The sequence below is a fragment of the Labilibaculum sp. genome (genome assembly GCF_963664555.1).
Classification (GTDB): domain Bacteria; phylum Bacteroidota; class Bacteroidia; order Bacteroidales; family Marinifilaceae; genus Labilibaculum.
Genome location: NZ_OY761461.1, coordinates 4,736,881 through 4,757,375 on the forward strand (window position 1 = coordinate 4,736,881; position 20,495 = coordinate 4,757,375).

Here is a 20,495-nt window from a genome sequence, read left to right on the forward strand (position 1 = left end):
GCTCTGCTTACGGTTTCGTTTCAATCGTGGAGGGCAGCTACAAGGAATCCGGTGGAGAGTTTGAGGTATGAGTAAATCAATTAACAATTACTAATGAATAATTAATGTAATGAATTTTTACAACATCAAATTATCTTTAAAGGGCTTACTAAAAAACAGAGTGGTAAGTGCAATTAATATTGGTGGACTTGCACTTGGAATAAGTATTAGTTTATTGATTTTTGCTTTCGTAGACAAGGAAGAATCAATGGACAAACATATTGCTAAGTCTGATAATATATTTGTTTTGAAAAATGATCAAGATTCATACGTCTCTTCCAAAATGGTTGAATTAATCCGCATGAACATTCCTGAAATAAAGCACATTACATATGCTCAAAATGAATGGTCTCCACAAGTATTTGTTGAATACAACAATAAAAAAATAAAAATAAAGCATTTAATTGTTACAGATTCAGCTTTTTTTCGGGTTCTCCCAATGAAAGCTTTATATGGAAATCCGTCAACTGCACTAACAACAGCAAACAAAATTGTACTTACTGAAACGCTCTCAAAAAAGATTTTTGGAAATGAAAATCCTATTGGTAAAACAATTACGTATAACGCAACCAATTTGCAAAATGAATTAATTGTTGTAGGCGCAGTGATTAAAGATTTGTCTCACAATAGTTCTTTTAAATTTGATGCCGTTTTATCAGAAGATACTAATAACAAAATTGATTGGTATGCTGGAAATAAAAATAGCTGGGGCACTCAAAACTATATCTCTTATTTTAGAATACCGACTAATAGCAATATAAACTTGATTAATCAGAAACTTAAAAACATTCCATTAACAGATGTTGCAGAAGATATTAAAAGCAGCATTAAACTTAGTTCTCTTCCATTACAAAATTCTTATTTCAAGGCACCCGACATCGAAATACAGAGGCATGGAAATCATCTTACAATTATAATTATACGAATCACTGGTATCCTAATCCTACTTCTGGCCTGTATCAACTACATTAATTTAGTGGCAACTCAAAAAATAAAAAGATTGCGCAATATCGGAATCTTAAAAGTTCTGGGAAGTAAAAGGAGGAAAATCATTCAATTGATTAGTACTGAATCTGGTTTAGTTCTATTAATTACATCTGCTCTGGTTATCACATTGCTCTATTTCTTAACAGAAGGTTTAAATCATCTTACTCAATCTCAGTTTACACTTGCTGAAATTCTTTCAGGATGGAACCTAATTGTGTTCATCCTTATATTAATTGTTACACTGCTAATTACAGGAATCATACCAGGCATTATTCTAAGTAGTAATGAAACGACTCAACTACTGAAAAATAAAATCTCCATAAATCATAAAAATTACCTTCGTAATATTTTATTGGTTTTTCAATTTACAATTTCCATTATTTTAATAACTAGTATTCTTTTCATTAAAAAGCAGAATAATTTCCTTATCAGCAAAGACCCTGGATTTAAAAGAGAAAATATTATTTATACAACAACAAATGAAGAAATTTCAAACTTAGGAGATGCATTTCAAAATGAAATGAAAAAAATAGCAGGTGTAGAAGACATCACCTTCTCATCCTCAGTAATTGGGTATAATGAATCGAATTGGGGACGTGACTTACTAAATAAGACGGAACAATATAATATAGGATTTTCTAATTTTTATGTTGCTCCTAACTTTTTCAAGTTTTTCGGAATTGAATTGGTTCGAGGAAAACAGTTTAATGAATATTCGTCAAAAGCAAGAGATTGGATTTTTAATCAAACAGCAATTAAAAAGTTCAGAATTGAACAATTGGAAGATGCTAAACTTTTGAATTGGAGTGGAACAAAACAAGAACCTATTATTGCGGAAGTTACAGATTTTAATTTCGAATCGATGCACGTTCCCATAAGACCTGTTGGTTTCAGATGCAGAAATAATGTGGATGAAGTTGCCTATTTTAAACTAATAACAACCAATGGAATGGCTTTTAAGCAATGTTTATCCGCTATTCAAAAAAAATGGACTAAGCTCTCTCCTAAGTTCCCTTTAGAAATTAAGTTTATGAATAGCTCATGGGAGGCCTTATATACAAAGGAAAAGCAGTTTCAGAAAATACTAAATTATGCGACTGCTATTTCTATTTTACTTTCTTGTTTAGGTCTGATTAGTTTAACTTTTTTTATAGTTGAGACCCAAACCAAAGAAATTGGATTGAGGAAAGTAAATGGAGCCAAACCTTATGAAATTGTACAAATGCTAAACAAAGGATTTGCAAAGTGGGTAGTCATCGCCTTTGTAATAGCCTGCCCAATTGCTTGGTATGCCATGCACAAATGGCTCGAGAATTTCGCTTACAAAACAGAACTTAGCTGGTGGATTTTTGCCTTGGCAGGACTCATTGCCATGGGAATTGCATTGCTTACGGTTTCGTTTCAGTCGTGGCGGGCAGCAACAAGGAATCCGGTGGAGAGTTTGAGGTATGAGTAACGAATTTGATTCCAAGTTAATCTGTGTTTAGCCCATAATTTACTATTAAAACATTCTTAAGAATATAAATCATGCTTCTGTACAATCTTAAACTTGCTATTAGAAACCTTTTAAGTAACAAAGTAGTTTTGCTTATTAATATTTTGGGCCTTTCTGTAGGAATAACCATAGGATTGTTAATATTCTCTTTTGCACAAAAAGAATTATCAACTGATCATTTCCTTCGTCAGCACGAACAGGTATTTACCCTGCTTCTAAATGATCAGCCAGGAGTAGCACAACAAATGAGTCAGTTGGTAAAAAAAGAAATACCAGAGATCGAATTCATAACAAACTGTCAATACGAGCAGGCTCCTCAGGTATTTGTAAAAAATAATGATGTCAGTTTTAAGATTGAAAAACTTTTGATAGCCGATTCTTCTTTTTTTAAGGTTTTTCAACTGGCATCAGTTTATGGAAACCTATCTAATTCTTTGAACAAACCAAATCAATTGGTATTGACAAAATCGCTGGCAAAAAAGATTTTTGGTGATACAAACCCTATTGGGAAAAGTTTACTATACAATACCACTCATTTACAGAATGAATTAGTAGAAGTAACAGCTGTTATCGAAGATTTACCTCATAATTCATCATGGGATTTTAAGGCTGTTCTTTCAACATTAACCAATTATAAAATTGATTGGTATCGAAATCAGGGATGGGGACATCAAAATTTCATCTCCTTTCTCAAGACCAGAGAAAATGTCGATCCAGAGCTTCTGCAGGAGAAGATCATGAATATGTCCCAGAAAAATATACCTGACGGATACAAGGATCTCATTCAGTTTTCCATATTTCCATTTACTCAACTCTATTTTAACTTTCCAAAACACAGCAAGTTAAAGCATGGAAATAAATTTACTCTGGCGATCATCCAAATCATTGGTTTTCTGATTCTATTTCTTGCCTGTGTTAATTACATTAATTTGGTAACTGCCCAGCGCGGAAAAAGATACAAAAATGTCGCTGTTATTAAAACCATGGGCAGTAGCAAACGACATATTTTAGCTCTGTTTACATACGAATCGGCAATAACCCTTCTTATTGTTCTTACACTGGTAATCAGCTTTGTAAGGCTTCTATTAAACGGATTTAACCAGTTAACTCATTCTGCTTTTTCCTTAATCGAAATATTTTCCGGTTGGAATCTATGTATGTTGTTTTTCATCATGCTATTTACACTGGCAATAACAGGTTTGTTTCCCGGATTGATTTTTAGCAGGCAAACAACAAGTGTACTTATTAACAGGCATGTCGATAAAAAACAAAAAAACAGCTTAAGAAATGGCTTGCTGGTGTTTCAGTTTTTTATTTCAATCATTTTAGTTACTTGTTTGCTTGTAATCAACCACCAAAACAAACTTCTATTCAACAACAATCCTGGATTTGAAAAGAAACATATTCTCTACGCAAGTACTAACACTGATTTGGAAAACAACATGCAGGCTTTTAAAAACCAACTACTGCAAACACCGGGAATAGAAGATCTTACCTTTTCGAGCGAACCAATCTTAAAAATTTCTGAAAATTGGGGTTTATCCTTTATAAATAGAGGAAAGGAAGAAACAATCAGTTTTGCCAAATTTAGAGTCAGCTCTAATTTTTTCAATTTCTTTAACATCCAACTAAAACAGGGCACAAGTTTTACAGAACACTCAAAAGAAAAGTGGGACTTTATTCTCAACGAAACGGCTATTCGCAATTTCGACATCAAAAAACTTTCTGATGCCCGAATGCTCTTTGGTAAAGACCCCTCTTCCGGGACCATAATTGGTGAGGTGGAAGATTTTAACTTTGAATCGATGCATTCCCCCATTCGCGAAGCTGTATTTACCTGCTCAGGAAAAAGCGATGAAGTTATTTACCTGAAGACAACAGCCAATACTCCGGAGATATTGGAACAAACCATTCACTCAATTAAAAAAAAATGGAACGAATTTTCACCGAATTTCCCTTTTGAATATCATTTTCTTGATGATTCCTGGGAACAGCTTTATAGAAAAGAAAAGCAGTTTCAAAAAATCGTCAGCTATGCCGCTCTAATTTCTCTCTTTCTATCCTGTTTAGGACTGATAGGATTAAGCTTTTTTGTAATTGAAAACCGAACCAAAGAAATAGGAATCCGAAAAGTAAATGGTGCCAAAACTATCGAGATAATGAGTATGCTAAATCTGGATATATTAAAATGGACATTAATCGCCTTTGTTATAGCCTGCCCCATTGCCTGGTATGCCATGCGCAAATGGCTCGAAAACTTTGCTTACAAAACAGAACTTAGCTGGTGGATTTTTGCCTTGGCAGGACTCATTGCCATGGGAATTGCATTGCTTACGGTTTCGTTTCAATCGTGGCGGGCAGCTACAAGGAATCCAGTGGAGAGTTTGAGGTACGAATAAACAAAATTGGGCAGATATCTGCTTACAAATAAAATGGAATAACAAGAGTAACGAAACTACATAAAAAACGAATATGAATCTTCCACTAAACCTGACATTAGCAATCCGTAATATCTTCAAGAAGAAGACACAATCCATAATCAGTATTTTAGGATTGGGCATAGGTGTAGGCTGTGTTTTTCTTTTGATGTTGCTTTACATCCACGAAAATTCATTTAATGGTTCCTTCTCAAACAAACAATTACTCTACAGAGTTTTGCAAGGCAGCGATTGTCGCACTTCATTTCCTTTGGCAAGCACAAGTAAAGATGAAATTCCTTTAATTGATAATTATTTCAGGTACTATCAAACTGCCGATGTTGAACTAAAAGATTCCCGCAATGAAATTGTGCAGGATCATCAGTTTGCATTTTCAGATGCCGGCATGTTTGATTGTCTTGGTATCCGTTTTATACAGGGAAAACCTGCCCAATCAAAATCTGAAGTTTGCATTTCTGAAACTACTGCCCAAAAGTACTTTAACAGCCTCAACGTCTGCAATCAACTTCTTAAAATCAAGCTGAATAATCAATTTATATCTTTACGGATTACAGGCGTTTACAAAAATTTTCCCACCAATTCTACTTTCAATGCCAATTTCATTGCCCACATTGATTTAACACAAGAGGTACTCAGTCACAACCAAGAAATGTTCGGTCATTACGGACAGGAAAACGAAGAGTTTAAAGACTGGAATCACTTTCCATTTCATAGTTATTTGCTCCTAAATCCGAAGGCAAATCCAGAGGTAATTGTTCACAATATCCAAAACTATAAAACACGAACAAATCATGAGGAACGGAAAACAATGGATTTTAGTTTGCAGGCAATTACCGATATCTATTTAAAGTCAAATGATGTTACCGGAGATACATTTACACCGTCGGGAAATTCGAAGCAATTAATCTATTTTTTAGCCATTGCTTTATTCATTTTACTCATCGCAATTGTCAATTACATTTTTTTAACCAAGGCAAAAATCACCTCCCGCTTAAAAGAGTTGGGAACCCAGAAAGCATTGGGAGCCTCAGGTGTTGCCATCAAAAAACAAATCGTACTCGAATCAAATTTAATTTCTTTCATCAGCCTTGTTCCTGCTTTTTTCATCCTGATTGTTGGCATTCCATTTCTGAACGCAACTTTGGATCGCAACCTGAGTATTGAATTGTTCTCGATGTGGCAGGTATGGTCCTTATTGATTCTCATTGTTTTGCTTACCGGTTCCGTTGCCGGATTAGTAATCGGTATACATGTTTCCAGAGTTTCAACTGTTCTTTTGCTTTTGGGTAAAGTTTCGCAAACACCAAAAGTAAAATCATGGAACAACTCCTTTCTGAGTTTGCATTTTGCCATATTTATAGTATTGATTGTTGGTGTTCTAACAGTCAAAAAGCAACTCCATTATGCTCAAACCAGTTCCCAAAACATCAATCCCAAAAACATTATTATCTGTGAGTTAAATTCAACAGAATTAAGAAATCAGTTTAATGTTATCCAAACGGAAGTGGAAAAAATTCCTGGGGTAAGGTATTCCGCCGGATCTTCTTTTATTCCGCCCTTCAATTACTTTCTGCCGGTTAATTTGCAATACGAAAATGAAAGAATTCAATTTGATGGACTAATTATGGGTAAGGGAATGGCAGAACTTCTGGAGCTTAAAATTATAGAAGGAGAAAGTTTTGGAGACTTCCGCACCGATCAAACAGAAATGATTTTTAACGAATCAGCAGCCAAACAATATAATCTGAAAGCTGGTGAAATGTTTAATGGATGCTATGTAAAAGGAATTGTTAAAGATTTTAATGCTCATTCGTTACGAAGGATGATTCAACCCTTGGTTATTCTTCAGCAAGACCCTAAAAAAATGAGTTTGTTTGCCATAAAAACAAATGGGAAAAATGATGAGGCAATTACAGAGTCTGTTCAAAATTTATTCAAAGAAATTTCTCCTGATAAAATGGTAAAAGTCTATTCTCTTGCCGATCAGATTACCGAATTCTACCAAACAGAACAACAACAGGCAAAACTAATCAGTGCCTTCTCACTGCTTGCAATTGTTCTTTCTGTAATGGGATTATTGGGAATGGTACTCAACACCATATCAAGAAAAACCAAAGAAATAGGTGTCCGCAAAGTAAACGGAGCCAAAACCTACGAAATTATTGCAATGCTTAACAAAGGTTTTGCAAAATGGGTAGCCATCGCCTTTGTGTTGGCCTGCCCGATTGCCTGGTATACGATGAACCAATGGCTCGAAAACTTCGCTTACAAAACAGAGCTCAGCTGGTGGATTTTTGCCGTAGCAGGAATCATCGCCATGGGAATTGCGTTGCTTACCGTTTCTATTCAATCGTGGAGAGTGGCAACAAGAAATCCGGTAGAGAGTTTGCGTTACGAATAAACCTAAAACAAACAACATGCTTTGGTATCATTTAAAATTGTCGGTTTTACGTCTGCTTAAAAACAGAGCTTTTTCAGTAACCAATATACTGGGTCTCAGTATTGGAATTGCATCCTTTTTTGTCTTATTCATTCATGTGCAAAATGAACGAAGCTACGACAGGCATATTAAAGATCATCAGGATATCTACAGGGTAGCATCAACCCCTTCGCATATAGATGATACATGGGCCAGAAGTTTAGGATTTATTAAAGAAGCCTCCGCCAATTTTCCGGAAGTAGAAGACGCAACACAATTTTCACACTGCCAGTCAGGAACCATTAAAATACATGAACAAAGCATATCGCAAAAGGATATTTTATCGGTCGACACCAATTTCATGAACCTATTTGGTGTTGAAAGTCTTGTCGGAAACCTGGCGGACATTACAAAACCCAATGTTGCCTTCATTTCGGAACGATTTGCTGAAAAACATTTTAAAGACAGAAACCCAATTGGTGAATACATCGATGTTGAAGCATTGCAATATAGTAGAGATCTTGGGAAATATGAAATTGTTGGCATCATTAAAAACACACCCATCAAAACTCATTTTAATTGCGAAATCCTGCTGTCCCAAAAAGGTTCACTCAATGTCGCTTATGCCTCTTTGTCTGAAAGAAAAACTCAATGGGTTTACAACTATCTAAAATTGAAAAAAGGAGTTGCTCCTTCGCTTGTTGAAGAGAAACTCCTCAATGCATTCAATAATTCAAGCTTAAGACAAACCCGTGGACCCAAAGACTACGAATTCAGTCTCACAAAACTTTCCGATATTCACTTAAAATCCAATTTCAGATTTGAATTAAAAGAAAGCAATACAAAAATAAATATCAATTTATTCACTGCAGTTGCCGTTATTATTTTGATGGTTTCATTAATCAACTTTGTTAGTTTAATCACAGTTAACCTTTTTAAAAGATCAAAAGAATTTGGATTGAAAACATCCGTTGGTGCTCACAAAAAACATTTGCTCACACAAGTTCTTATTGAAGTAATTCTGCTTTGTTCATTGTCAATCATTATCGCTCTAATTTTAATTGAGGCGCTAACACCTTACATTAATAACTTCTATGAAATTCAATTCGATATTTTCTATTCCGAACCAATCATTTATCTGACAATATTAACTGTTCTGATATTCAGTGGTATTCTAAGCATCCTTTTTGTGCGCTTTTTTATTTTAAAAAACAATTCAACCAGCGATATCATTAAAGGTCATACATCTTTAACCGGAAGACGTATTTTACAACCATTAATGATCTTTCAAATCCTGATTGTAATTGTGCTCATTTCATCTGCTATTTTGGTCAACAAACAAATTTCGTACCTACTGAATAAACCTCTTGGCTTTACAAAAGACAATGTTGTTGTCCTCAACATTAAAGATTTTTCAAAAGACCCCAATGTGTTTGCCAATGAATTGAGAAAAAAATCATCCATCGAATCAATTGGCTTTACAATGCAGCATTTTGGATATCCCACACAAACCTTATCGCTTGATGGTTTTGGGATTGAAGGAACCGCTGAAATGTCGATGGCTAATTATGATTTTCTGAAAACCATGAACATCCAACTTGTTCACAATTACATCAACACTTCATTAGATACCATTGAAGGAATGGTTATCAACAAACATTTGTTTAAAAGATTGATGGAAAAACACAAAACTCTTGAGGAACTGAATTTATTTCGATCCGGAATCCCATTGGAAGCAGATCAGAGAAGAGTTGATATCATTGGCGTTGCAGCAGATTTTAATTACAGTTCTGCACACAATCAAATTGGCGACTATGTTTTCCTCATCGATGAATCCCGAAACAGAGGCAGATTTATGCATATAAGAATTTCTCCCGGGAATACAAGAAACGCCATGACCCACATTCAGGAAGAGTGGCAAAAACACTATCCCAATCAAAAAATGGATTACTTCTTTATGGATGATAAAATTGCACAGCAGTACAAATCGGAGAACATCCTGAAACGAATTTTAATGAGTTTCTCTGTTCTTGGAATTATTATTGGGATACTAGGAATTAGTGCACTCTCCTATTTCACCTCCGAACAACGCACCAAAGAAATTGGTATCCGAAAAGTAAATGGTGCGAAAACCCGTGAGATTATAACAATGCTAAACAAAGGATTTGCAAAATGGGTAGCTGTCGCCTTTGTGTTGGCCTGCCCCATTGCCTGGTATGCCATGCACAAATGGCTCGAAAACTTTGCTTACAAAACAGAATTGAGCTGGTGGATTTTTGCCCTGGCAGGAATCATTGCCATGGGAATTTCGTTGCTTACCGTTTCAATTCAGTCGTGGCGGGCAGCTACCAGAAATCCGGTGGAGAGTTTACGTTACGAATAGATCTAATAATCTGTTCACGAAAACCGCAGGGACATGCCATGGCGTGTCCTTTTTCGGAAAAACCAATTACCAAAAAACACCCCAACCCCCTAAAGGGGCTTTAAAAAATCCTCTGCCTAAAGCCAGAGGCAAAGCATTAATTTTCAGATGATGCGAATTCATCAGCTGTCCCCTATATTTGGTAATCACTATCTATTTGTCAGTTTATACCAGGTAATATCATCTCCCTGAAACTTAAATCTCTCTTCCAACTGAAAGCCTAACTTGTTCAGCACCCACTGCGATTTTAGATTACTAAGCAAGGTCATGCTGTAAATTTCGGGAATTTTAAGCTCGGTAAAAGCATAATGAATAGCAGCCTTTGTTGCTTCAGTAATGTATCCTTTGCCCCAATACTTACGCAGCAATCTAAATTTCAGATTGTAAAAATCACTGTGCCCGTTCTGGTTTTCCTTTTCAAATTTAAAACCAGTCCAGCCAATAAAATTCCCCGATTCCTTTTCAACAATTGCCCAACGTCCAATACCAATCCGCTCATACTGATCCCGAATCGATTCAATCATTTTTTTACTCTCGTTGATATTCCGAATGGGTTTTCTTCCTAAAAATTTATATACCTCAGCATCCGAGTCCATCTCGAACATACTTTCGGCATCAGTTGGCAGTATTTCCCGTAGATACAATCTTTCTGTTTCAAACAATATTTTCATTCCCAGCTCTCCTTTTTTCGTTAAAAAATCAATCTTTTTAATCTCGCACATATCTGCCAATTGTGCAAGTTTTTAGACAAATAGATTCTTATTTAGACTAAAAAATAAGATTTAAGTAAGTTTCAATTAATACTTCACACTCAACTTAAACACTAAGAACTCAAAGAATTATTTTCGGTGTTTGTAAATAAAACCTGACGATACTTGGAACCACAAATTCGTGCTCCTAGTGCTTTAAAACAAAAAAGCGACAGTTCTTTCGAACCGTCGCTTTATATCGTTTTGTAATTTGTAATTACTAATTCGTAATTATTAATTGTTTTAAACGTGTCGCAGTATGTCTTCCAAATTCTCAAATTTGGTTTTATAATCATTCATCGACCGGACAATTACCTCGTGAGCTTCTTCAACACCATAAACATGTGTAATCTCAGCTTCGCTTTCCAAACCCGGCATATCCTTGTAGGTCAAAAAATAATGTTTCAAACGACCCACAACCACATCCGAACAATCCGAAATATCAGTATAAGCACCATAAGTAGCATCATTCATCAAAACAGCAATAATCTTATCATCAGCCTCGTTTCCGTCAATCATTCGAAAACCACCAATCGGACGAACCTCTGCAATAATATCACCGTGCGATATCACTTTTTCAGTCAGTACACAAATATCCAAAGGATCCGAATCACCCTGAACATTCTCCTTGCCCGATTTTTCACTGCAATATTCTCCAACAGATTCTCCACAATAAGTCTGAGGTAAAAATCCGTACAAAGCAGGAACAACATTCGAATATTTCTGAGGACGATCAATCTTCAAATAACCACTCGTTTTGTCTACTTCATATTTAACGGTGTCGGTAGGAACCATCTCAATAAAAGCCATCACCGAATCCGGCGCATTGTCTCCAACATCCAGCCCATGCCAAGGATGAGACTTGTAACGCAATCCCATTAATCTTGCGATAGGATCATTCAATTTGTTTCCCATAGTAAGTATTTCTTTTTAAGCTTCGTTTTTTAGCACAACGACTCTATTATCTAGGTAAAACAAATGTAAGAAAACAATATAAAAAACGAGCCAATCGTATTTTTCTTTTGCGTTAAATCTAAAAATTGAGTGATTTCCGCCATATAAATGTGGGGCTTACCTCCTTTTAGTCGGCCGGGCTTTTCGTTCCAAGTCCTCACCATTCCACCCACCGGCCTAATCTGCCTGCGGGCTTTCCTCTGCAATCCCTAAGCCATCCTGCCCCAAATTTCCTTTTACATTGTTTTTATTGCATCCACAATTCAGATCATAGCATTCAAATAACATTAAAAACAAAACGGTCACGCCATGGCATGACCCTACAAATACCAATCAAAACACATTGTTCCAATGCAATTACAAATCTATTCGATAACGCCGTAGGGATACGACATGTCGTATCCGAAACACATTCAACCCAATCCCAAATCATAAACCACGAAAAAAAAGGTCACGCCATGGCATGCCCCTACGCAATTCAATCAATGCAAAATATCCCGAAGGGATTATATGTTTACCCCGAATTTCACCCCAAACAAATTTAAAAAAAAATCCTCTGCCTGAAGCCAGAGGCAAAGGAATACGGAAATAACCAATATTAAAATCTATACCGATCTCAGGGCTTCATCCTCACTTAAGATTAACTTACGTAAATACTCCCCACTTTTTGTGAATCTATAATTTACATCTTCATCACCATCTCTATCATTAAGTTCTATTAAATCCAACAATAATAATCTATCATAAATATCATCATCCTGAATATATCTTACCTTAATTATATCAAGACTTGCATCATTAAATAACTGAACTAAATCTTTATCTTGTATCAGTGTCTTAATTTTATCGGTATCAACACCAGAAGTTCTGGCCTCTTCATTCCTAATCACATCATCCCCTATCGCTTGCATTGATTTCAACGATGCGTCCTTAGACTTTTCCTGTTTGCCATCTGGAGATTTTAAAAGCTCAGCTAATGAAGTATCTTCACCACCTTCGCCTTTTAATAATGCTTGATGCCTTTTTTCAAGATCATCATATTTATTTTGAAGATTTAATTTAGCTTCTTGCTCATCCTCATAACGTTTTTCAAATTTCTTAGTTTCAGAAACCTGATTATTAAACACATCAATAGTCACAATTGACTTAGAGTCGGTTATTTCATGGACACGAGGGGTAATACGCTTTTCAAACCCAAGCACTATAAACCTTGATATATTTAATAAAATATAAGTGGCGAATAAAACACCTAAAGCCATTAGAATGCACCATCCAAGATTAGGTAAGAACTTATCACTTTCAAGGTAAGTCTCCATAAAAGCAATTCTACTCATCATTGACCTGTTGGGTTCAAAATTGAATAAAGTATAAACAAACTTGTAATTGTGAATCACCCAGACACCAATTAATGTGCCGAAGAATGGGTTGGTAATTTTGTTCTTGAGACCTTCGGTAAACGAGGTGAAAGATTTTATTATCATGAACTTTTTTTATTAGATTTTGCAATACCAAATATAACAATATATCCACTAAATAAATAAAAATTCGTGAAGCTAATGGTAACACAAAACTAAAGCCACGCAACCGTGGCTTTTAATTGAGAGTATACTTATCAACACATTAACTCGTGTGACAAGCATTAGAGCAATAATAACAACCATTAACTTGGTTGTAAGTTTTTTTTGCTTCACTTACAGCCGAGCTGCAATACAAAAAATCACCTAGATAAATTCTATTCTCAGAATGAGGCATATAACTGCAACCATCTTTATGCACTTCATGATCTCCATTTGCTTGTGCATTTTTATTCACATAGTATTTAGCCATGTTTTAAAATATTTGATAGTTTTTCCATTCAAGTTTACAGGTCTGAATAGCTCACCTTAATTTAATAAGTAGTACCAAAAAGTCCCCTTCAGGGAAATGGAGCATAGCGTAATTCGACAAAGTCCATTTAGGGGTTGATACATGAAAAGGTCACGCCATGGCATGACCCTACAAATATTATTAATTCATAATTTCTAATTCATAATTCTCACCTATCCTCCCCAACCATCACGATCTAAACTGCGGTACTGAATGGCTTCCGCCAAATGATCGGTTTCGATGGTTTCAGAGCCTTCCAGATCGGCAATGGTGCGCGAAACTTTTAAAATTCGGTCGTAGGCGCGGGCCGAGAGTCCCACCTTTTCCATGGCGGTTTTTAGCAACTGGTTGCCGGCCTCGTTGGGCTGACAGTGTTTACGCAGCAATTTCGAACTCATCTGGGCATTGCAATGAACGCCATCGTGCTCCGCAAATCGCTTTTCCTGAACCTGTCTGGCTTTTTCAACTCGTTTGCGAACTATTTCACTCTTTTCCGACAAGCGCTGATCCGATATTTTATCGAAAGAAACCGGAACTACCTCAATGTGAATGTCAATGCGATCCAAAAGCGGGCCACTAATTTTACTCAGGTATTTTTGCACCATTCCCGGCCCGCACAGGCAATCTTTATCGGGATGGTTGTAGTAGCCGCACGGACAAGGATTCATGGAAGCAATCAGCATGGTGCTGGCAGGATATTCAATGGTACATTTAGCTCGTGATATGGTAATGGTTCTATCCTCCAAAGGTTGCCTCATCACCTCCAGAACGGTTCGTCTGAATTCGGGCAGCTCATCTAAAAACAACACTCCATTGTGAGCTAAACTTATTTCTCCTGGTTGCGGAAATGTGCCGCCGCCCACTAAAGCTACATCAGAGATTGTGTGATGCGGCGATCGAAACGGCCTTTGTGTCATCAGGGCACTGTTCTTTTCCAAAGTACCGGCCACCGAGTGTATTTTTGTTGTTTCCAACGCTTCCTGCAGTGTTAAGGGAGGCAAAATTCCTGAAATTCGTTTGGCCAACATGGTTTTTCCTGCTCCGGGAGGCCCAATCATGATAATATTATGACCGCCGGCAGCGGCAATCTCCAAAGCACGCTTCACATTCTCCTGTCCTTTTACATCGGCAAAATCGTGAGGGAAATTGTTTAAGTGTGCGTAAAACTCGGCCCGGGTGTCTACTTCAGTGGGTGGAATTTCCAAATCACCTTTCAAAAATTCAATCACTTCCTTAATCGTATCGGCGCCAATTATTTTCAGTTTGTTTACTACAGCGGCCTCGCGTGCATTTGCTTTTGGCAAAATTAAACCTTCAAAACCTTCTTCCCGTGCCTGAATGGCCATAGGTAATACTCCTTTAATGGGAACCAAACTGCCATCGAGCGATAATTCGCCCATAATAATATATTTGCCAAGTACTTCGCAGTTAATTTGCTCGGTTGCTGTAAGTATTCCTATCGCCAGCGGCAAATCGTAAGCCGATCCTTCTTTTCGGATATCGGCAGGAGCCATATTAATAATGATCTTTTTACCGGGAATTTTGTAGCCAACTTCGCGCAAGGCAGAATCTATTCGCTGCTGACTTTCCTTCACCGCATTATCGGGCAATCCAACCAAGGAAAAACGAACTCCGGGAAAAACATTTACTTCTATTGTTATTGTTGTGGCATGAATGCCATAAACGGCACTTCCGTAGGTTTTAACAAGCATATCTATGAGTTTTACTAACAAACAAAATCACCCCATGAATGTAACAATAATACGCCAACTATCAAAAAACATAATTCAAATTATAAAACACTATGTCATGCCTGCTGTTTAGACACAAAAAAGAGGATGCCGATTCGGCATCCTCTTCCATACTTCTTCTTCAGTTATTAAACCTGAGGTAAATCCACTCCCTTTTCTCAGATATAAAACGTTACAACTGCACCGAACTATTTCATTTTTGCTTCGATGTATTGAATCAGGCAATGAATTACTTTGATGTGTATTTCCTGTACCCGATCGGAATATTTTTTCCAAGGCACCCGAATTTCAACATCGCAAAGAGCAGCCATTTCACCACCCGTTTTCCCGGTTAAACCAACAACAATCAGTCCTTTTTCTTTGGCAGCCATTACTGCATTAATAATATTCGCGGAATTTCCCGAGGTACTAATTCCCAAAAATACATCTCCTTTTTGGCCCATTCCTTCCACATATCTCGAGAAAATATAATCGAAACCATAATCGTTTGCCACACAAGTTATATGACTTGGATCTGAAATGGCTACGGCTGGCATCGATGGTCTGTCTTCTCGAAAACGGCCTGTTAATTCTTCGGCAAAATGCATGGCATCGCACATCGAACCACCATTACCGCAAGAAATAATCTTCCCTCCGTTTTTTATAGATTTTGCCATTGCCTCTCCTGCCGCTTCAATTGCCGCAAAATTAGCCTCATCAGCAATAAATTCATTCAAAACTTTTTGTGCATCCAAAAAGCTTTCTTTTATATCGTTCTGTATCATCTTTTTTAAATTTTAATCAAAAGTATAAAAAAAAGAGCAATGAGATTTATGAGTTAAGGGATCGGATTCATTCACCAGCCGAATTTTATATTATTTTAAGATTTCCCTGAGCTTGCTGCTTTTGTGCCTTTTTACCATTCAATCTTTAGCAATTTTAAACCCCTTCCAGACTTTTTTAGTAAGTTTATGTTCTAAAACTCAAATCTCTTTCATACATGAGTACCATAAAAGATCGTCTTTACGAAATAATATTCGAGGCTGACACCAAACCGGGGAAGATATTCGATATTGCACTGCTTGTTATCATTATTCTAAGCATCCTTTTAGTTGTTTTGGAAAGTGTGCCTTCCATTGAAAGAGATTATCATGATGTATTGAAACTTTCGGAATGGTTGATTACAGCAATCTTCTCTTTGGAATACATGCTGCGAATATGGATCGTTCAAAAACCCAAAGCCTATATCTTCAGCTTTTACGGAATTATCGATTTACTCTCAGTACTCCCATCATATTTAGGCTTGATTGTTATTGGCACTCACGGCTTTATGGTGATTAGAGCCTTACGACTGCTTCGGATTTTCCGAATTTTAAAACTCAATAGATATATTAAAGAAGGAGCTATTATTGTTCGCGCGCTTCGCCAAAGCAGAATAAAAATATCTGTCTTTCTTTTTGCTGTTCTAACCATGGTAATCATCATCGGAACCATCATGTATTTGATTGAAGGGGGCGAAAATGGATTCACCAGCATTCCCCGTGGAATTTATTGGGCCGTTGTTACCCTCACCACTGTTGGTTATGGTGACATCTCCCCATCGACATCTCTTGGGCAGTTTTTTGCCAGCTTTGTAATGATTATCGGTTATGCCATTATCGCAGTTCCAACAGGTATTGTAACTGCTGAATTAAGCAAACAGACTTCAAAAGCTGCATCTACTCAAGTTTGCCCAAATTGTTTAGCCGACAATCATTCCGAAGATGCTCTGTACTGCAATCTGTGTGGTAAAAAACTTAACTAGCTCCCGTTCATACCGAAGAAAATAATTTATAAAGACACACAAGTAAATCCTGTTTTTTTTAGGATATATTAACTCATGGATGTGCAATTAGAGGAAGAATTAATCCAGAAAAAATCGATATATTTGTATGTCTTTTTAGACGAAAAGTATTGCTTGTATTGAATCTTTTGCTTTGGATGGGCGATTTTCTAAATTGAACAGCAAAAGCATTCAAATTATACCTACAACATTACACTTTTAACTGGTATAAAACATTTTATCATGGGATTTACAAGTTTTTTTAAGAAACCTCAGCACAAAAGATTTAATATTCAACCCAGATATTGGGATCCTGCAAAAGAAGCGAGAGAAGATAGAGAAAAAAGGATACGAGGAGAACTGGGTTTGAAGGATGAAAATGAACCATACATCCCCAACATAAAAGGACGAATGAAAAGTGAACTACGTCATGGTCGCTTCGATTCTAGTGGCTCTAGAAACAAATCGAATATCAGATTGTTAATTATCTTTATCTTGCTTGCACTGGCAGCATACATTTACATTTATGGATGGGATGGAATCATTTAAATTTCTCCTTTTCTAAATTTATTCTTGTCTCTTTTCAGAATTTCTGAAATCAGACAATTTAAATTTCACCCAACACGTTACTAAAAAGTTAAACTTTAGAAGTAGAAATTTATATGTCGGATTTGATACAAATTCTGCCTGACAATGTAGCCAATCAAATTGCTGCAGGTGAGGTAGTTCAAAGACCAGCTTCAGTTGTAAAAGAGCTTGTGGAGAATGCCATTGATGCTGGAGGTAACTCTATAAAAATCAACTTAAAAGATGCAGGAAGAACATTAATCCAGGTAATTGATAATGGATGTGGTATGTCCGTTACCGATGCGCGTCTTGCTTTTGAACGACATGCAACTTCTAAAATTCGAAAGGCAAATGATCTGTTTGCCATTCGAACCATGGGTTTTCGTGGCGAAGCACTTGCCTCCATTGCGGCTATTGCCAATGTTGAATTAAAAACCAAACGAACCGAAGACGAATTAGGCACTCACATTGTTATTAGTGGTTCGGAAGCAATATCTCAAGAAGTTTCGGCTTGCAGCGATGGAAGTAATTTCATTGTAAAAAACCTCTTTTTTAATGTTCCTGCCCGCCGAAAATTCTTAAAAGCCAATTCTACCGAACTTCGCAATATCATTACCGAATTTCATCGAATCGTGCTTTCACATCCCGAAATTGCTTTTCAACTTCTTCACAACGACTCTGAAATATACAACCTCCCTGCAAGTCATATCCGCCAACGAATTATCAATGTTTTTGGCAAAAGCATGAACCAAAGGTTAATCAGCATAAATACAAGCACCAGTATTGTAAAATTGACTGGTTTTATCGGGAAACCGAAAAATGCGAAGAGAAATTTAGGGGAACAATTCTTTTTTGTGAACAACCGCTACATGCGACACCCTTATTTTCACAAAGCAATCATGCAGGCTTACGATAAAATATTGCCTCCCGAAACCATACCGCCTTACTTTATCTTCTTTGAAGTCGATCCACAGATTATTGATATCAATATTCATCCGACCAAAACCGAAATTAAGTTTGAGGACGAAAGAGCGATCTATCAAATCATTCAAGCATCTATCCGGGAGGCTCTTGGAAAATTTAATATTGTGCCTTCCATCGATTTTGATGAAGACAACAGTTTAGAGATTCCTGTAGCTGGCAGCAGTGCCGATATCGAGGCTCCAATGATTAAGGTGAATCCGGAATTCAATCCTTTTGAGGCGAATTTGAACTACAACCCTTTTGATGGGGAGAAGACTTACAATCCTTTCGACGAAGAGCGCAGATCGTTTGAATCGAACCAATTTTATCAGGAATTTAAGGCAAAAACACCTCCTCAGCAAAGTGGAGCGACCAAAAAAGCACCTCCTGAAAAATGGGAAACTTTATACGAAGAACCCTTTAAAAGAGAATCTGATGAGAAATTAAGCCAAGCTAAAATTGATCGGGAAAATATTCCGGATTATTTTCAGCCACAAAAACCTCCGGAAGAATTTATTCAAAAGAAACTGCATCCGCAGGAGCAAATTCAGAAAGCGAAGAATTTTTTTCAGCTAAAGAACAAATACATATTAACACCTGTTCGATCTGGCTTAATGATAATTGATCAGCGCAAGGCACATGAGCGAATTTTATTCGAGAAATTCATCAATTCGCTGGAGAATCATCAGGGAATTGCTCAGCAAACTTTATTCCCGCAAACCATAGAACTAAACGCTTCGGATTACACTCTTTTACAGGTAATTATTGAAGATGTGAGAGCCTTGGGGTTTGACATCAGAGAATTTGGAAAAAAAACCTTTGTTATTAATGGAACTCCGGCTGATATCCACAATTGTGAACCAAAAGAGTTGGTTGAAAACCTGTTAGCGAATTACAAGTCGAACCAAATGGATGTAAAACTAAAGATTCGCGAAAATCTGGCAAAGTCATTGGCTAAAGCATCGGCTTTAAATTATGGAAAAACCTTATCGAATGAGGAAATGAGTTCAATAATCGATCAACTTTTTGCCTGTACAACTCCTAATTTCACCCCCGATGGGAAAGCAATTATTTCGGTTCTTGAATCTCAGGAATTGGAAAGCAGGTTTAAATAGAATGACAATCTGTCTTAGATTTGTTAATCACACACACAAATTATAAATTGGTCTAACTATTGTTAGCTAAAAGAAAATATTAAAATAACTTCGAATGAGTCAATATAGATCTCCTTTTCTAAATCTCCCCCCGGTTGTAAAAAACCTGATAATTATAAATGTTATAGTGCTTCTCGGAACCATGGTAATCGGCGACCGATTTGGCTTTAGTATGGATAACTATTTTGCGCTGCATTTTCCTGCATCAGAATATTTCAGACCGCATCAGTTCATTACTCACATGTTTATGCATGGAGGAATCAGCCATTTGTTTTTTAATATGTTTGCCTTGTTTATGTTTGGCCGTGTGCTGGAACAAGTGTGGGGGCCCAAACGATTTTTATTGTATTATTTAGTTACCGGACTTGGTGCTGCTGCGCTTCACACTTTTGTGGGATGGCTTGACTATTCCTCGATGAAAGCTGCTGCAAATGCTTTTGCAAATACTCCAACTCCTGATTTAATGTTGCAGTTTATTCGTGAGCATATGGGGCCCGTTAAACCTTGGGTTACTGATTTTGTGAACTCTTGGGCTGAAAACCCTGGTAATTCCTACGATATTCAAAAGGCTGTTGCCATGGTAAACCAAATGATTACTGAGAACATTAATATTCCTACAGTCGGAGCTTCAGGAGCGGTATTTGGTATTCTTTTGGCTTTTGGTATGCTATTCCCTAATACTGAATTGATGCTTTTATTCCCTCCCATTCCAATTAAAGCAAAGTATTTTGTAATTGGTTACGGTGTGTTGGAATTGTTTATGGGGGTTCAACATCAAAGTGGTGATAATATTGCCCATTTTGCTCACTTAGGAGGAATGTTATTTGGATTTATCCTGATAAAATACTGGCAGAAGAATTCAAACCGATTTTATTAATAGTTTAATGATT

General features: G+C 36.7%; 14 protein-coding genes. 8 read left to right on the plus strand and 6 right to left on the minus strand.

Annotation, left to right across the window (positions count from 1 at the left end):
- Positions 1-109: 109 nt before the first annotated feature.
- The 4 genes from ACKU4N_RS18960 (at position 110) to ACKU4N_RS18975 (ending at position 9,761) form a co-directional block, all read left to right on the plus strand.
- A complete protein-coding gene (locus tag ACKU4N_RS18960) occupies positions 110-2,482 on the plus strand; it encodes an ABC transporter permease (protein WP_321319095.1) in 2,373 nt (790 codons plus the stop codon).
- A gap of 71 nt (positions 2,483-2,553) precedes the next feature.
- Positions 2,554-4,920, plus strand: coding sequence for an ABC transporter permease (locus ACKU4N_RS18965; protein WP_321319096.1), 2,367 nt, complete (start codon positions 2,554-2,556; stop codon positions 4,918-4,920).
- 73 nt (positions 4,921-4,993) lie between these two features.
- The gene (locus tag ACKU4N_RS18970) at positions 4,994-7,360 is read left to right on the plus strand and encodes an ABC transporter permease (protein WP_321319099.1); all 2,367 of its coding nucleotides are present in this window, start codon (positions 4,994-4,996) and stop codon (positions 7,358-7,360) included.
- A 16-nt stretch (positions 7,361-7,376) separates the two neighbouring features.
- Positions 7,377-9,761 carry an ABC transporter permease gene (locus ACKU4N_RS18975; protein WP_321319101.1) on the plus strand — a complete coding sequence of 795 codons (2,385 nt, stop codon included), beginning with the start codon at positions 7,377-7,379 and terminating at the stop codon, positions 9,759-9,761.
- Positions 9,762-9,949: 188 nt separating this feature from the next.
- Here the strand turns inward: ACKU4N_RS18975 and ACKU4N_RS18980 are convergent, their stop codons facing one another.
- From ACKU4N_RS18980 to lpcA, 6 genes are all read right to left on the minus strand, one after another.
- Positions 9,950-10,522: a GNAT family N-acetyltransferase gene (locus tag ACKU4N_RS18980; protein ID WP_321319103.1), complete on the minus strand. Its 573-nt coding sequence runs from the start codon at positions 10,520-10,522 to the stop codon at positions 9,950-9,952.
- Positions 10,523-10,792: 270 nt separating this feature from the next.
- Positions 10,793-11,464, minus strand: coding sequence for an inorganic pyrophosphatase (locus ACKU4N_RS18985; protein ID WP_321319104.1), 672 nt, complete (start codon positions 11,462-11,464; stop codon positions 10,793-10,795).
- A 644-nt stretch (positions 11,465-12,108) separates the two neighbouring features.
- Entirely contained in the window at positions 12,109-12,840 is a 732-nt protein-coding gene (locus tag ACKU4N_RS18990) for a hypothetical protein (protein WP_321319106.1), read from the minus strand.
- Positions 12,841-13,123: 283 nt separating this feature from the next.
- Complete coding sequence (locus ACKU4N_RS18995; RefSeq protein ID WP_321319108.1) at positions 13,124-13,330, minus strand: hypothetical protein; 207 nt, start codon at positions 13,328-13,330, stop codon at positions 13,124-13,126.
- Positions 13,331-13,542: 212 nt separating this feature from the next.
- Positions 13,543-15,081 carry a YifB family Mg chelatase-like AAA ATPase gene (locus ACKU4N_RS19000; protein ID WP_321319110.1) on the minus strand — a complete coding sequence of 513 codons (1,539 nt, stop codon included), beginning with the start codon at positions 15,079-15,081 and terminating at the stop codon, positions 13,543-13,545.
- Positions 15,082-15,308: 227 nt separating this feature from the next.
- Complete coding sequence (gene lpcA, locus ACKU4N_RS19005; protein WP_321319112.1) at positions 15,309-15,884, minus strand: D-sedoheptulose 7-phosphate isomerase; 576 nt, start codon at positions 15,882-15,884, stop codon at positions 15,309-15,311.
- A 215-nt stretch (positions 15,885-16,099) separates the two neighbouring features.
- Here lpcA and ACKU4N_RS19010 point away from each other — a divergent pair, with 215 nt between their 5' ends.
- The 4 genes from ACKU4N_RS19010 to ACKU4N_RS19025 all read left to right on the plus strand — a co-directional run bounded on the left by ACKU4N_RS19010 (position 16,100) and on the right by ACKU4N_RS19025 (position 20,482).
- Positions 16,100-16,903, plus strand: coding sequence for an ion transporter (locus tag ACKU4N_RS19010; protein ID WP_321319114.1), 804 nt, complete (start codon positions 16,100-16,102; stop codon positions 16,901-16,903).
- A 261-nt stretch (positions 16,904-17,164) separates the two neighbouring features.
- Positions 17,165-17,470 (plus strand): hypothetical protein, encoded by a 306-nt coding sequence (locus ACKU4N_RS19015; protein WP_321319115.1) that lies wholly within the window; start codon positions 17,165-17,167, stop codon positions 17,468-17,470.
- Between the two features lie 113 nt (positions 17,471-17,583).
- A complete protein-coding gene (gene mutL, locus ACKU4N_RS19020; RefSeq protein WP_321319117.1) occupies positions 17,584-19,566 on the plus strand; it encodes a DNA mismatch repair endonuclease MutL in 1,983 nt (660 codons plus the stop codon).
- Positions 19,567-19,660: 94 nt separating this feature from the next.
- Entirely contained in the window at positions 19,661-20,482 is an 822-nt protein-coding gene (locus tag ACKU4N_RS19025) for a rhomboid family intramembrane serine protease (protein WP_321319119.1), read from the plus strand.
- Positions 20,483-20,495 lie beyond the last annotated feature (13 nt).